Annotated in this window: 13 protein-coding genes; 10 read left to right on the forward strand and 3 right to left on the reverse strand. The window is 71.2% G+C overall.

Going from position 1 to position 14,113, the window contains the following annotated elements; translation table 11 throughout:
• The first annotated feature begins 81 nt into the window (after positions 1 to 81).
• From AC3IYI_RS28675 to mutM, 5 genes are all read left to right on the forward strand, one after another.
• Positions 82 to 1,131 carry an ATP synthase subunit B family protein gene (locus AC3IYI_RS28675; protein WP_489406412.1) on the forward strand — a complete coding sequence of 350 codons (1,050 nt, stop codon included), beginning with the start codon at positions 82 to 84 and terminating at the stop codon, positions 1,129 to 1,131.
• 133 nt (positions 1,132 to 1,264) lie between these two features.
• Positions 1,265 to 1,930: a YceD family protein gene (locus AC3IYI_RS28680; RefSeq protein ID WP_266904102.1), complete on the forward strand. Its 666-nt coding sequence runs from the start codon at positions 1,265 to 1,267 to the stop codon at positions 1,928 to 1,930.
• A gap of 2 nt (positions 1,931 to 1,932) precedes the next feature.
• Positions 1,933 to 2,106: a 50S ribosomal protein L32 gene (gene rpmF, locus AC3IYI_RS28685; RefSeq protein WP_003965982.1), complete on the forward strand. Its 174-nt coding sequence runs from the start codon at positions 1,933 to 1,935 to the stop codon at positions 2,104 to 2,106.
• 19 nt (positions 2,107 to 2,125) lie between these two features.
• Positions 2,126 to 2,971 carry a ribonuclease III gene (rnc, locus tag AC3IYI_RS28690; RefSeq protein ID WP_489406413.1) on the forward strand — a complete coding sequence of 282 codons (846 nt, stop codon included), beginning with the start codon at positions 2,126 to 2,128 and terminating at the stop codon, positions 2,969 to 2,971.
• Between the two features lie 163 nt (positions 2,972 to 3,134).
• Positions 3,135 to 4,004 (forward strand): bifunctional DNA-formamidopyrimidine glycosylase/DNA-(apurinic or apyrimidinic site) lyase, encoded by an 870-nt coding sequence (gene mutM, locus AC3IYI_RS28695; RefSeq protein ID WP_489406414.1) that lies wholly within the window; start codon positions 3,135 to 3,137, stop codon positions 4,002 to 4,004.
• On the opposite strand, the gene AC3IYI_RS28700 is transcribed toward mutM, so the two are convergent.
• Positions 3,977 to 4,408 carry a winged helix-turn-helix transcriptional regulator gene (locus tag AC3IYI_RS28700; RefSeq protein ID WP_489406415.1) on the reverse strand — a complete coding sequence of 144 codons (432 nt, stop codon included), beginning with the start codon at positions 4,406 to 4,408 and terminating at the stop codon, positions 3,977 to 3,979. The genes mutM and AC3IYI_RS28700 overlap by 28 nt on opposite strands.
• Positions 4,409 to 4,545: 137 nt before the next feature.
• On the opposite strand from AC3IYI_RS28700, the gene AC3IYI_RS28705 reads away from it, so the two are divergent.
• The gene (locus AC3IYI_RS28705) at positions 4,546 to 5,151 is read left to right on the forward strand and encodes a flavodoxin family protein (RefSeq protein WP_489406416.1); all 606 of its coding nucleotides are present in this window, start codon (positions 4,546 to 4,548) and stop codon (positions 5,149 to 5,151) included.
• Between the two features lie 147 nt (positions 5,152 to 5,298).
• Here the strand turns inward: AC3IYI_RS28705 and AC3IYI_RS28710 are convergent, their stop codons facing one another.
• Positions 5,299 to 6,156, reverse strand: coding sequence for a CAP domain-containing protein (locus AC3IYI_RS28710; protein ID WP_489406417.1), 858 nt, complete (start codon positions 6,154 to 6,156; stop codon positions 5,299 to 5,301).
• A gap of 161 nt (positions 6,157 to 6,317) precedes the next feature.
• Here AC3IYI_RS28710 and AC3IYI_RS28715 point away from each other — a divergent pair, with 161 nt between their 5' ends.
• The 4 genes from AC3IYI_RS28715 (at position 6,318) to AC3IYI_RS28730 (ending at position 13,075) form a co-directional block, all read left to right on the forward strand.
• Positions 6,318 to 6,599, forward strand: coding sequence for an acylphosphatase (locus AC3IYI_RS28715; RefSeq protein ID WP_383942934.1), 282 nt, complete (start codon positions 6,318 to 6,320; stop codon positions 6,597 to 6,599).
• Between the two features lie 366 nt (positions 6,600 to 6,965).
• The gene (locus tag AC3IYI_RS28720) at positions 6,966 to 7,181 is read left to right on the forward strand and encodes a hypothetical protein (RefSeq protein ID WP_030227372.1); all 216 of its coding nucleotides are present in this window, start codon (positions 6,966 to 6,968) and stop codon (positions 7,179 to 7,181) included.
• Between the two features lie 227 nt (positions 7,182 to 7,408).
• Complete coding sequence (locus tag AC3IYI_RS28725; RefSeq protein ID WP_489406418.1) at positions 7,409 to 11,458, forward strand: AAA family ATPase; 4,050 nt, start codon at positions 7,409 to 7,411, stop codon at positions 11,456 to 11,458.
• 180 nt (positions 11,459 to 11,638) lie between these two features.
• Complete coding sequence (locus tag AC3IYI_RS28730) at positions 11,639 to 13,075, forward strand: sugar porter family MFS transporter (RefSeq protein WP_489406419.1); 1,437 nt, start codon at positions 11,639 to 11,641, stop codon at positions 13,073 to 13,075.
• Positions 13,076 to 13,118: 43 nt separating this feature from the next.
• Here the strand turns inward: AC3IYI_RS28730 and AC3IYI_RS28735 are convergent, their stop codons facing one another.
• A complete protein-coding gene (locus AC3IYI_RS28735) occupies positions 13,119 to 14,105 on the reverse strand; it encodes an LLM class flavin-dependent oxidoreductase (protein ID WP_489406420.1) in 987 nt (328 codons plus the stop codon).
• Between the last annotated feature and the right edge of the window lie 8 nt (positions 14,106 to 14,113).

Raw genomic sequence — 14,113 nt, forward strand, 5'->3', positions numbered from 1 at the left:
GTGTCGGCTCCCGGGCCGGTGGCCTTACAGTCGTCCCGTCCGTCTCGGGAACCGCCCGGGGCCGAGAGAGTGCGAGCACCCATGGACGTGCAGAAGAAGCTCGACGAGATCGTCGCGGCCGTCGGCAGCGCCCGGTCCATGCCCATGTCGGCCTCGTGCGTGATCAACCGCGCCGAGCTGCTCGCCCTGCTCGAAGAAGTGCGGGGCGCCCTGCCGGGCTCGCTCGCACAGGCCCAGGAGCTCATCGGCGGCCGGGAGCAGATGGTCGAGGAGGCCCGCCGCGAGGCCGACCGGATCATCGAGTCGGCGCACGCCCAGCGCGGTTCGCTGATCTCCGACACCGAGGTCGCGCGGCGCTCCCAGGCCGAGGCGGACCGGATCCTGGCGGAGGCCCGCCGGGAGGCGGACGAGGTCAAGGCCGAGGCCGACGACTACGTCGACAGCAAGCTCGCGAACTTCGAGGTCGTCCTCACCAAGACCATCGGCTCGGTGGACCGGGGCCGCGAGAAGCTGCTGGGCCGGGGGGCCGGGCTCGACGAGCAGGGCTACCCCGACGCCGAGGCGCCCGAGCGCAGCCACGACCCCGAGACGCAGCGGCAGCAGGCGGACGCGTACGTGGACACCAAGCTGGCGACCTTCGAAGCGGTGCTCTCCAAGACCCTGGAGGCCGTCGGCCGGGGCCGGCAGAAGCTCCTCGGCCGCGTGGCCACCGACGACCTCGGCGCCCACATGGCCGCCCAGGACGCGGCGGGGCACCAGCAGTCGCGCTCCTCCAGCGACGCGGACTTCCTGGCGGGGCTGGCCGAGCCGCAGGCGCCGCTGATCCCCGCGCAGGCGCAGCCCGAGCCGCAGCCGGCGTACGACGCCTATGCCTACCAGCAGCCGGTCCAGCAGCCCGTCCAGCAGGACGCCTACGCGTACCAGGACCCCTACTCCGGCTACCAGCAGGTCCAGCAGCAGCCCGACCCGTACGCGGTCTCGTACGACCAGCAGCAGCCCGACCCGTACGGCGGCTACCAGCAGCAGCCCCAGCCCGTACAGGACCAGCAGGCGGCGCTCGACGAGACCAGCTTCTTCGACACGAGCATGATCAATCTGGACCAGCTGCGCCAGTACGAGCAGGGCCGCTGAGCTCGCCTCGGACCAGGATTGGGCTCAGAGCGAAGCGGCGGGTATCCTGGCTCTTCGGTCGCGCGTATGCACCGCGATCCATGCTGCCCTTGAGTGGCGGAAATCTTGATCTTCAGCAGTCTCCAGTGATTTTGTGAAAGCGGGAACAGCCCTGAACACCCACCTCGACCACCGCAACCCCCTCGTGTTCGACACGCACGAGCTGGGTCGGCGTCCTGGTGCCATGCTGCGGCTGTCCCGCGAGATCGCGGCGCCGGCGGACCTCGGTCTCGCCGGTGTCATCGGAGTGCCGGAAGGCAGCCGGCTGAACCTCAAGCTCCGCCTGGAGTCGGTCATGGAAGGGGTGCTTGTCACAGGCACCGCCCGTGGCTCGGCAACCGGGGAATGCGTAAGGTGTCTGGAGGCCGTCGAGTGTGAGCTCAAGGCGGACTTCCAGGAGATGTTCTCGTACCCTGACGCCGACGACCGGATCCGCTCCAAGGCGGAGCCGGCCGACGACGCCGAGGACGACGAGGACACGCTCTTTCTCGAGGACGGTTTGTTCGACCTCGAATCCGTGCTGCGCGATGTGGTGGTGCTCGCACTGCCGCTGCAGCCGGTGTGCCGGGAGGACTGTCTCGGACTGTGCCCCGATTGCGGGCTCAGCCTGAACGACGACCCGGACCACCACCATGACGCCGTCGACATCCGTTGGGCGGCATTGCAGGGACTCGTCACCGATCAGGGCGTCGAGAAGGACAATATGAGCGGCACTGCCTCCGACGGAGTTCAGAGCGCCGCCGAGAAGCAGGAGAAGTAGCCGTGGCTGTTCCGAAGCGGAAGATGTCGCGCAGCAACACGCGCCACCGCCGGTCGCAGTGGAAGGCTGCGGTCCCCACCCTGGTTTCGTGTGAGCGTTGCCAGGAGCCGAAGCTCCAGCACATTGCGTGCCCGAGCTGCGGCACCTACAACAAGCGCCAGGTCCTCGAGGTCTGAGCGGCTGGTGAGAGGCGCAATGTCTGAGCTGTCCCACGCTGAGAAGCAGGCAGTCAGTAACAACGCGGCCTCGTCCCACGTGCTTCTGGAAGGGCGGCTCGGGTATCGACTCGAGTCCGCCCTTCTGGTGCGTGCGCTGACCCACCGCTCGTACGCGTACGAGAACGGCGGTCTGCCCACCAACGAACGGCTGGAGTTCCTCGGGGACTCCGTGCTGGGCCTGGTGGTCACGGACACGCTGTACACGACCCACCCCGACCTGCCGGAAGGCCAACTGGCCAAACTGCGGGCCGCGGTAGTCAACTCGCGTGCACTGGCGGAGGTCAGCCGCGGCCTTCAACTCGGCTCCTTCATCCGGCTCGGCCGGGGCGAAGAGGGCACGGGTGGCCGGGACAAGGCCTCCATCCTCGCCGACACCCTTGAAGCGGTGATCGGCGCGGTCTACCTCGATCAGGGCCTCGACGCGGCCTCGGAGCTGGTTCACCGGCTCTTCGACCCGCTCATCGAGAAGTCCTCGAACCTCGGTGCCGGCCTGGACTGGAAGACCAGTCTCCAGGAGCTCACGGCGGCCGAAGGTCTGGGCGTGCCGGAATACCTGGTCACCGAGACCGGCCCGGACCACGAGAAGACCTTCACCGCCGCCGCGCGCGTCGGTGGCGTCTCCTACGGCTCCGGCGTCGGACGCAGCAAGAAGGAAGCGGAACAGCAGGCGGCCGAGTCTGCGTGGCGCGGTATCAGTACCGCGGCGACTTCCGTGGACGGCGTTGCTCAGGCCGAGGTCCAGGCTCCGGCCGCGACCGAGGCCGCGGCTCCGGCCGAGGACGACGGGGCGACGACCCCCGCCGATCCGACGTCGAACGCCTGACCCGTTCTTCCGGGAACTCCCCGCCCCGCCACCTGCTCCGGCAGGTGGCGGGGCGGACCCGTTTCCGGGTGCCGGCCGGGAAATGCGGGTAGGGGGCGAGCCCGCAGGGCAAGTCGGTACGCTCGCGGGAGAGAGCCCGATCCGAACCCTCCGGAGGAACACCGTGCCCGAGCTGCCCGAGGTCGAAGTGGTGCGGCGCGGGCTGGAACGCTGGGTGGCCGGGCGGACCGTCACGGCCGTCGAGGTCCTGCACCCGCGCGCCGTACGCCGGCACGAGGGCGGCGGCGCCGATTTCGCGGCGCGGCTCACGGGGGCGACCTTCGGGGTGCCCAGGCGGCGCGGCAAGTACCTGTGGCTGCCGCTGGAGGAGCGTGAGCACTCCGTGCTCGGGCACCTCGGGATGAGCGGGCAGCTCCTCGTACAGCCCGAGGGGGCCCCCGACGAGAAACACCTGCGCATCCGGGTGCGCTTCGGGGACGGTGCCGGGACCGAGCTGCGCTTCGTCGACCAGCGGACCTTCGGTGGACTGTCGCTCCACCCCTGCGTCCCCGACAGCGCGGAGGGCCTGCCCGACGTCATCGCGCACATCGCGCGGGACCCCCTGGACCCGCTCTTCGACGAGGGGGCCTACCACCTGGCGCTGCGTGCCAAGCGCACCACCGTCAAGCGGGCGCTGCTCGACCAGTCGCTGATCAGCGGGGTCGGCAACATCTACGCGGACGAATCGCTCTGGCGCGCCAAGCTGCACTACGAGCGCCCCACGGCCACGCTCACGCGCCCCCGGAGCACGGAACTCCTCGGCCATGTCCGGGACGTCATGAACGAGGCCCTCGCCGTCGGCGGAACCAGCTTCGACAGCCTCTACGTCAACGTCAACGGCGAGTCCGGCTACTTCGACCGCTCCCTCGACGCCTACGGGCGGGAGGACGAGCCCTGCCGGCGCTGCGGCACTCCGATGCGGCGCCGGCCCTGGATGAACCGGTCGAGCTACTTCTGCCCGCGCTGTCAGCGGCCTTCGCGCGTGGTGTCGTAGGCGGACCTGGAGGAGAGCACGGCGGGCATGCTGTCCTCCAGGAGTCCGATGAGCGCGTCCACGCGCTCCGCGACCGCCGCTCCGAACGGGGTCAGCTCGTAGTCGACCCGGGGCGGGTTGGTCGGCTGGGCCTCCCGGTTGACGATGCCGTCGCGTTCCAGCGCGTGCAGGGTCTGGGAGAGCATTTTCTCGCTGATGCCGTCCACGCGGCGGCGCAGCTCGTTGAAACGGCACGGCCCCTTGGACAGGGCGCCGACCGTGAGGCTGCCCCAGCGACCCGTGACGTGTTCCAGCGTCTCGCGGGACGGGCACGCACGGGCGAACACATCGAAAGCGCCGGAGGCGTCGGAGGCCTGTTCGGGCGCGCCGTCGTCCCCGGCCTCGCCACACCCTGGAGTCTGCATGGATTCAGCCTACTCCTACGCAGCGCCGACCATCCAGGTTGCGCTTTCTAAAAGTTAGTGCTTTCCTCGGGGTAGTTACGAACCACGCACCACGCACCACCGTGACCCGCCACGGTGTTTTCCGAGGGAGACCCGCCTTGTCTGCAATCACCTACGCCCCCGTCGTCTCGATCGCCTACCACTCCGGCTTCGGCCACACCGCCGTGATCGCCGAGGCAGTCAAGGCCGGCGCCCTCGAGGCCGGTGCGACCGTGCACCTGATCAAGGTCGACGAGATCGACGACGCGCAGTGGGAGCTCCTGACCGCGTCCGACGCCATCGTCTTCGGCGCTCCGACCTACATGGGCACCGCCTCCGGCGCCTTCCACGTCTTCGCCGAGGCCACCTCGAAGATCTGGTTCGCGGGCGGCTGGCAGGACAAGGTCGCCGCGGGCTTCACCAACTCCGGCTCCAAGTCCGGCGACAAGGGAAACACCCTCGACTACTTCCAGACGCTGGCTTCGCAGCACGGCATGAGCTGGGTCAACCTGGGCCTGAAGCCGGGCTGGAACTCCAGCACCGGCTCCGAGAACGACCTCAACCGCCTCGGCTTCTTCGACGGCGCCGCCGCACAGTCCAACAGTGACCAGGGTGCCGAGTTCGTCCACAAGGCCGACATCGCCACCGCCGAGCACCTCGGCAGCCGCGTCACCGAGCAGACCCGTGTCCTGCTCGCCGGCCGCGCCGCCCTGGCGTCGGCCTGACGGGCTGACGCGCTGACGGGCTGACGTACGGCCCTGGTGCCGGGCGCTGCCCGCCCGGCCGGGGCGAGGTACGGAGAAACGGGCGGGGGCACGGTCGCGCGCGGCGATATCCGCCGCGCGCGACCGTGCCCCCGCCCGTTTCCGCTGCTAGAAGCCGAAGTCCTGGGTCCACCAGGGGCCGCCGGCGGCGTTGTACACGCCGACGCCCAGGGTGCGGAACTCGCAGTTGAGGATGTTGGCCTTGTGGCCGGGGCTGTTCATCCAGGCCTTCATCACGGCCGCCGCGTCACCCTGGCCGCGGGCGATGTTCTCGCCGCCCATCCCCGATATGCCGGCCTTGGTGGCGCGGTCCCACGGGGTGTTGCCGTCGGGGTCGGTGTGGTCGAAGAAGCCCCGGACGGCCATGTCCTTGCTGAAGGCTCCGGCCAGCGCCGCCAGCGGCGGGTTCGCCCGGACCGGACCGCAGCCGGCCTGTGCGCGCTCCTGGTTCACCAGGGTGAGTACGGCGCTCTCCTCGGCGGAGTGCCCGGCCGAGGTGGGCGGGGCCGCCGGGGCCGCGGGGGCGGAGGGCTTCGGCGCGGAAGGCTTCGGCTTCACCGGGGTCGGGGTGGGGCTCGCCTTCGGGGTCTTCGCCGGCTCCGTGGAGGGGGACGGGGAAGGGCTGGCCGACGGGGTCGGCGAGGCGGAGGGGGTGGGAGTGGGGGAGGAGGAAGGGGTGCCCGCTCCCGCGGAAGCCCGGCCGGAGAGGTTGGCGAGGCCGCCCTGCTGCGACAGCGCGCTCTCGGGGCTCGGCGAAGCCTGGGTCTTGGCGTCCGAGGTCTTCGCGTCGGAGCCCGCGGCCGTGACCCCTACGTAGGGGAAGGAGGAGCCGACCGGGAGGACGCCCGTGGTGACGGCAGCCGTGCCGAGGACCACGGCCACGGATGCGCCGAGCAGACCGCCTCGCAGGGCGGCGCGGCGCTTGGCGCCGGGGCGCGGCGCGGCGTGGAGTCGGTGGCGTCCCATCGCGGCTCACCTTCCTGGGGGGTTTGAGATCCACTGCGGGATCAGCACTTCAAGATCAACCTTTACTCACCCAAATGGGTGAGCTCATTGCTGCGCGACTGTACGCCATGGCGAGAGGGGGTGAGGTGACCCGGAATTGTTTGCCCGGTTAGCGTTCAGGCATGAATGAAGACGTGCGGATGACCGCCTGGGTGCGCGGCCGTGTACAGGGAGTGGGCTTCCGCTGGTTCACCAGGGCCAACGCCATGGAGATCGGCGGACTGATCGGCTTCGCGCTCAACCTGGACGACGGGCGAGTACAGGTGGTGGCCGAAGGTCAACGTGAGAATTGCCACCGGCTCCTGGAGTGGCTGCACGGCGCCGACACGCCCGGGAGCGTGGACGGGGTGACGGAGATCTGGGGCACACCGCGCGGCGGCTACGACGGGTTCGCGATCCGGTGAGCGATCGACTGATCATGTACTGAACACATCGCCGGATGGTCCGCATGCGGTCGGAACTGCGCATTCGTCGCCGACGCGTTGCCGCCGCGGCGGATCCGTGGAAGGCTCGGAGACGAGGATGATCTCCACGCCCCTTGCGGGGCCCGGGATGCCCGCCGATACGGGGCGTGATCGTGTTGACCGTCAAACTTTTTGGTGAGACGCTGGAAGCCCCGCGCACCTGAGCTGTTTGGCAGTGCTGGCAGTACACAGTGTCAGCTAAAGATCGATGCAGTGACTGACAGTCGCTGCCGGACATCCGCGGGTGCGATTCCCTCACGACCCACACCGCTTCGGTCGGTCACTCAGTGTGGAGGACCATCCATCATGGCAAAGGCGCTTCTCGGTTACGTCGGCGGTTCCGACCCGCGACTCCTCGCCGAGATGCGACGGCTTCAGCAGCGCGTCCAGGACCTCGAGTCCGAGCTCGGACGAATCCAGTCCGAAAACGACGCTCTGAACGCGGCCGCCGCACAGCACGGAGACTCGCTGCTTGACAGCATCGACCTCGACGTACCCCAGGCGGAGCCTGCGCTCACCTGATCCGCGCTCCCTCGTCGCTCGATCAACGGAACCGCATGATCTGCAAGGGACGCTTCGGCGTCCCTTCTTTCTTTCCGCTCTTCCGTCCCTGCCTTTCTTCCGCCTTTCCCACCTCGGACAAGGCCGCCGAGCGGCGTTGCGCCAGGTGGGGGGCCCATTCCTTTAACGTCGGATGTGCCCTGCACCTTCATGGGCGAAACCGAACGTGAAAGGTAGAGTCCGGCGGCGTGCACCTCAAGTCCCTGACCCTGCGTGGCTTCAAATCCTTCGCCTCCGCGACCACCCTGCGCTTCGAACCGGGCATCACCTGTGTCGTGGGCCCCAACGGCTCCGGCAAGTCCAATGTGGTGGACGCGCTCTCCTGGGTCATGGGCGAACAAGGGGCCAAGTCCCTGCGCGGCGGGAAGATGGAAGACGTCATCTTCGCCGGCACGACCGGACGCCCGCCGCTGGGCCGCGCCGAGGTCTCGCTCACCATCGACAACTCCGACGGCGCGCTGCCGATCGAGTACGCCGAAGTCACCATCACCCGGATCATGTTCCGCGGCGGCAGCAGCGAGTACCAGATCAACGGCGACACCTGCCGCCTCCTCGACATCCAGGAACTGCTCTCCGACTCCGGCATCGGCCGCGAGATGCACGTCATCGTCGGACAGGGCCAGCTGGACTCCGTACTGCACGCCGATCCGATGGGCCGCCGCGCCTTCATCGAGGAGGCGGCCGGGGTGCTCAAGCACCGCAAGCGTAAAGAGAAGGCGCTGCGGAAGCTGGACGCGATGCAGGCCAATCTCGCGCGCGTGCAGGACCTGGGCAACGAGCTGCAGCGGCAGCTGAAGCCCCTGGGACGCCAGGCGGCGGTGGCCCGGCGGGCGGCCGTGATCCAGGCCGACCTGCGGGACGCACGGCTGCGGCTGCTCGCCGACGACCTCGTGACGCTCAAGGGCGCGCTCGACGCGGAGATCGCGGATGAGGCGGCGCTGAAGGAGCGCAAGGAGGCGGCCGAGGCGCAGCTCGCGGCGGCCGTGCGGCGGGAGTCCGAACTGGAGGAGGCCGTACGCGAACTCGCGCCACGGCTCCAGCGGGCGCAGCAGACCTGGTACGACCTGTCCCAGCTCGCCGAGCGGGTGCGCGGGACGGTGTCGCTGGCGGACGCCCGGGTCACCTCCGCCTCGGCGCCGGCCGAGGAGGACCGCCACGGCCGGGACCCGGAGGAGATGGAGAAGGAGGCCGCACGGATCCGCGAGCAGGAGGCGGAGCTGACGGCCGCGATGGAAGCGGCCGCGCGGGCGCTGGAGGACACGGTCGCCCACCGGGCCGAGCTGGAGCGCTCGCTGGCCGACGAGGAACGGCGGCTACGGGACGTGGCGCGGGCCATCGCCGACCGGCGCGAGGCGCTGGCGCGGCTGACGGGCCGGCTCGGCGCGGCCCGCTCCCGCGCGGGCGCGGCCCAGGCGGAGATCGACCGGCTGGTGCTGGCGCGGGACGGGGCGCGGGCGCGGGCCGAGGAGGCGCGCGAGGAGTACGAGGCGCTGGCGGAGGAAGTCGGGGAGGAGTCCCCGGGGGCGGGTGAGGGCGCTGCCGGCTCCGGGGCGGGGGAGTACGAGGAGGCTCGGGCCGAGCTGGCGGCGGCGGAGGCCGGACTCGGGGAGACCCGGGACGCGTTGGCGGCGGCGGAGCGTTCGCGGGCGGCGGTGTCGGCGCGACGGGACGCCCTGGCGATGGGGCTGCGCCGCAAGGACGGTACGGCGGAGCTGCTCGCTGCGCGGCTGGAGGGGTTGCTCGGGCCTGCGGCGCAGCGGCTGTCCGTGACCCCGGGGTACGAGGTCGCGGTGGCGGCGGCGCTGGGTGCGGCGGCGGATGCGGTGGCCGTCACGTCGACGGCGGCGGCGGCCGGAGCGATCCGGTACTTGCGGGAGGGTGATGCGGGCAGGGCCGCGTTCCTGATCACTCCGGGGGCGGTGGCCTCCGGCGGTGGGGTGGCGGGGGCCGGGGTCCCGGGGCAGGCTTCGGGGCCGGCGTGGGGCTCGGCCCTGGATTCGGGCTCGGCCCTGGCCCAGCAGGCACAGGACTTGGGTTCGGGCTCGGCTCAGGCTCAGGGCTCGGCGCAGGGTGTGGCCACGGATCAGGACCCGGGTCCGGAAAGTGGTGTTGGCCTCGCGGGCCTGGAGCAGGTTTCCGGGGCCGGGGCTGCCGATGGGGTCGCGGTCGGGGCGATTTTCCCCCACCCCGCCCCTTCCCGAAACTGGGGCTCCGCCCCAGACCCCGCGCCTCAAACGCCGGCGGGGCTGAGCACGCCGGGTCCGGCGGCTTCCGCGGCGGGGCTGAGTGTGCCCGGTCCGGTGGGTTCTGCGGTGGGGGTGGGCGCGCCGGGTTCGGCGGGTTCTGCGGTGGGGCTGAGCACGCCGGGTCCGGTGGGTTCTGCGGTGGGGGTGGGCGCGCCGGGTTCGGTGGGTTCCGCTGTGGGGGTGAGTGTGCCGGGTTCGGCGGTTGTTGCCGGGGGGCTTGTGCAGGGGGACGCCGAGGTGGTGCGGGCCTTGGCGTGGGTGTTGCGGGACTTCGTGGTGGTCGGGGGGCTCGATGAGGCCGAGGCACTGGTGGCCGCGCAGCCCGAGCTGGTGGCCGTGACCGCCGACGGGGACGTGCTCGGGGCGCACCTCGCGCACGGCGGGTCCGCCGGGGTGCCGAGCCTGATCGAGGTGCAGGCCGCCGTCGACGAGGCCGCGGCGGAGCTGGCCCGGCTGGACGGCCGCTGTCTGGTGCTGACGGGCGAGAAGGCGGCCGCGGATGCGCGCCGGGTGGCGGCCGGGGCCCGGGTCGAGGAGCTCGGGGAGCTCCGGCGGGCCGTCGAGCGGGCCCGGGCCGGGGTCGCGCAGCAGCTGGGGCGGCTCGCCGGGCAGGCGAAGGGGGCGCTGGGCGAAGCCGAGCGCGCCGCCGCGGCCGCAGCCACGGCGCAGGACGCGCTGGAGCAGGCGCTGGCCGACGTAGCGGAGTGCGCGGAACGGCTCGCCGTTGCCGAGGAGATGCCTGCGGAAGAGGAGCCGGACACCTCGCGCAGGGACCGGCTCGCGGCCGACGGGGCGAACGCGCGGCAGACCGAGATGGAAGCCCGGCTGCAGCTCAGGACCCACGAGGAGCGGGTGAAGGGGCTCGCCGGGCGGGCCGATTCCCTGGACCGCGGGGCCAGGGCCGAGCGGGAGGCCCGTGCCCGGGCCGAGCGCCGCCGGGAACGGCTGCGGTACGAGGCGCAGGTGGCCGCGGCCGTCGCCGCCGGAGCCCGCCAGCTGCTCGCCCACATCGAGGTGTCGCTGACCCGCGCCGTGGGGGAGCGCACCTCGGCCGAGTACGCGAAGGGCGTGCGGGAGCGCGAGCTCGACGAGGCCCGGGGCCTGGGCCGCGGCCTGAAGGGCGAGCTCGACAAGCTCACGGACTCCGTGCACCGCGGCGAGGTGCTCGGGGCCGAGAAGCGCATGCGGATCGAGCAGGTGGAGAGCCGCGCGCTGGAGGAGTTCGGGATGGCGGCCCAGGGGCTCGTCGCCGAGTACGGGCCGGACCAGCCGGTGCCGCCGAGCCCGCCCGTGGACGGGGAGGCCCGGGACGCTGCGGAGGGGGACGCCGGGCCGGAGCCCTTCGTGCGCGCCCGGCAGGAGAAGCGGCTGAAGGCGGCCGAGCGGGCCTACCAGCAGCTCGGCAAGGTCAATCCGCTGGCGTTGGAGGAGTTCGCGGCGTTGGAGGAGCGGCACAAGTTCCTCAGCGAGCAGCTGGAAGACCTGCGTAAGACCAGGGCCGACCTCCTTCAGGTCGTGAAGGAGGTCGACGAGCGGGTCGAGCAGGTCTTCACGGAGGCCTACCGGGATACGGCCCGTCAGTTCGAGGGGGTGTTCTCGCGGCTGTTCCCCGGTGGCGAGGGCCGGCTGATCCTGACGGATCCGGACAACATGCTCACCACCGGCGTCGACGTCGAGGCCCGGCCGCCGGGCAAGAAGGTCAAGCGGCTGTCGCTGCTCTCGGGCGGCGAGCGCTCGCTGACCGCCGTGGCCCTGCTGGTCTCCATCTTCAAGGCGCGGCCGAGCCCGTTCTACGTGATGGACGAGGTCGAGGCCGCGCTTGACGACACCAACCTCCAGCGGCTGATCCGGATCATGGAGGAGCTGCAGGAGAGCTCACAGCTGATCGTGATCACGCACCAGAAGCGGACGATGGAGGTCGCCGACGCGCTCTACGGGGTCTCGATGCAGGGCGACGGGGTCTCGAAGGTCATCAGCCAGCGCTTGCGGTGATGGGGTGCCGGGGTGCCGGGGTGCCGGGGTGATGGGGTGCCGGGGTGCGGCCGGGCCCCTGCGGGGCAGGTGCGCCCCCGATGGCCCCGCCGGATGGTGCCCGATCTTGACCTGTGCGCCACTGGAAGGGATCACACCCTCAGCCCGTCCCCGCAGCCGGGCAGCACGCAGGAGCAGACCTTGACGAGCAGCAGCACAGCGCGGGGCTCGGCCTCGGGCGGCGCCCCGGCATCGCAGCCCGACCACCTCGGGCACGTCATCTTCATCACCGCGGCCGCCGCCATGGGCGGATTCCTCTTCGGCTACGACAGCTCCGTCATCAACGGCGCGGTCGTCGCGATCCGGGACCGCTTCGACGTCGGGCCTGCCGCCCTCGCCCAGGTGATCGCCGCCGCACTGATCGGCTGCGCCCTCGGCGCCGCCACGGCGGGCCGCATCGCCGACCGGATCGGCCGCATCCGCTGCATGCAGATCGCGGCCGTGCTCTTCACGGCCAGCGCCATCGGCTCGGCCCTTCCCTTCGCGCTCTGGGACCTGGCGATGTGGCGGGTCATCGGCGGATTCGGCATCGGCATGGCCTCGGTCATCGGCCCGGCCTACATCGCCGAGGTCTCCCCGCCCGCGTACCGCGGCCGGCTCGCCTCCTTCCAGCAGGCCGCGATCGTCATCGGCATCGCCATCTCCCAGCTCGTCAACTGGGGGATCCTCAACCTCGCCGGCGGCGACCAGCGCGGCGAGATCGGCGGCCTGGAAGCCTGGCAGTGGATGCTCGGCGTGATGGTGGTCCCGGCCGTGCTCTACGGGCTGATGTCCCTCGTGATCCCGGAATCCCCGCGCTTCCTGATCTCCGTCGGCCGCAACGCCGAGGCGCGCAAGGTGCTCGCCGAGGTCGAGGGCGAGCACATCGACCTCGACGGCCGCGTCGCGGACATCGAGCACGCCATGCGCTCCGAGCACAAGTCCACCTTCAAGGACCTGCTCGGCGGGAAGAGGGGCTTCCTGCCCATCGTCTGGACCGGCATCGGCCTGTCGGTCTTCCAGCAGCTCGTCGGCATCAACGTGATCTTCTACTACAGCTCCTCGCTGTGGCAGTCGGTCGGCATCGACCCGAGCGCCTCGTTCCTGTACTCCTTCGAGACCTCGGTCGTGAACATCATCGGCACGGTGATCGCGATGATCTTCGTGGACCGGATCGGCCGCAAGCCGCTCGCCCTCATCGGCTCCGTCGGCATGGCGATCTCGCTGGGCCTCGCCGCCTGGGCCTTCTCGTACAAGTCCGGCGCCGGCGACGACATCGCGCTGCCGCACGCCCAGGGCATCGTTGCCCTGGTCGCCGCCAACTTCTTCGTCCTCTTCTTCGCGCTGTCCTGGGGCGTGGTCGTCTGGGTGCTGCTCGGGGAGATGTTCCCCGGTCGCATCCGCGCCGCCGCGCTCGGCGTGGCCGCCGCCGCCCAGTGGATCGCCAACTGGGTCATCACGGTGTCGTTCCCGACCCTGTCGGACTGGAACCTGTCCGGCGCCTACGTCATCTACACGGTCTTCGCAGTGCTCTCGATCCCGTTCATCCTCAAACGGGTGCCGGAGACCAAGGGCAAGGCGTTGGAGGAGATGGGCTGACCACCCCCGCCAGCGGCCCCTCTCCTCTCAGAGCTGCCCCGTCTCAGTCCTTGAGGCGGGGCAGCACCTGTTCGCACAGGAGCTGCAGGCTCCGCCAGCCCTCGTCCACCGGCATCCCGCCGCACAGCGGGTGCAGCACCAGGTTCCCCGCCTCGCCGGCGCCGCGGGCGTACGCGACCGCCTCGTCGGGGGTCAGGATGCGGTACACGCCCTCGGCGCGCAGCTCCGCCACCGTGTGCGCGCCCGACCGCACGGCGCTGCGGATGTCCTTGGACTGCCAGGAGGCGTACATCCCGGCCTCGTGCAGGAACCGCTCGCCGTACTGGTCCCACGCCCGGTCCGGGTCCTCCGCGATGTGCAGCAGCGGGGTCTCGGCCGCCGGCATCATGCAGAAGCCCTCCGTGCCGTACTCCGCGAGCTTCGCGTGGTAGTACGCCTCCAGCTCGGGCAGGTGCGCGCTCGGGAAGAACGGCAGCCCCAGGCGGGCCGCCCGGCGGGCCGCCGCCTGCGAGCTGCCGCCGACCAGGAGCAGCGGGTGGGGCTGGGTGAAGGGCCGCGGGGTGACCCGTACGGTACGGCCGCGGAACTCGAACGGCTCGCCGGTCCACGCCTTCAGCAGGGTCTCCAGCAGCTCGTCCTGGAGCTTGCCGCGCCGGCCCCACTCCACGCCGTGCTGCTCGTACTCCTCGGGCCGGTAGCCGATGCCGGCCACCGTGACGAGGCGGCCGCCGCTGAGCAGGTCGAGCACGGCGATGTCCTCGGCGACCTTCAGGGGGTCGTAGAGCGGGCCGATGATCGCCGAGACGGTGACCGCGATCCGGCGGGTGGCGCCGAAGACCGCGCCCGCGAAGGCGAAGGGGGAGGGCAGCCAGTTGTTGTCGGTGCCGTGGTGCTCCTCGGTCTGGATGGTGTCGATCCCGCGGTCGTCCGCGTACTTCGCCATCTCCAGTGCGGCCTTGTAGCGGGCGGAGAGGGTTTCCGGGGTGCCGTTCGGGTCGATGAGGTTGAACCGGGCCACGGTGATGGGCATGGAGAAGT

The organism is Streptomyces sp. GL_148 (genome assembly GCF_057834205.1).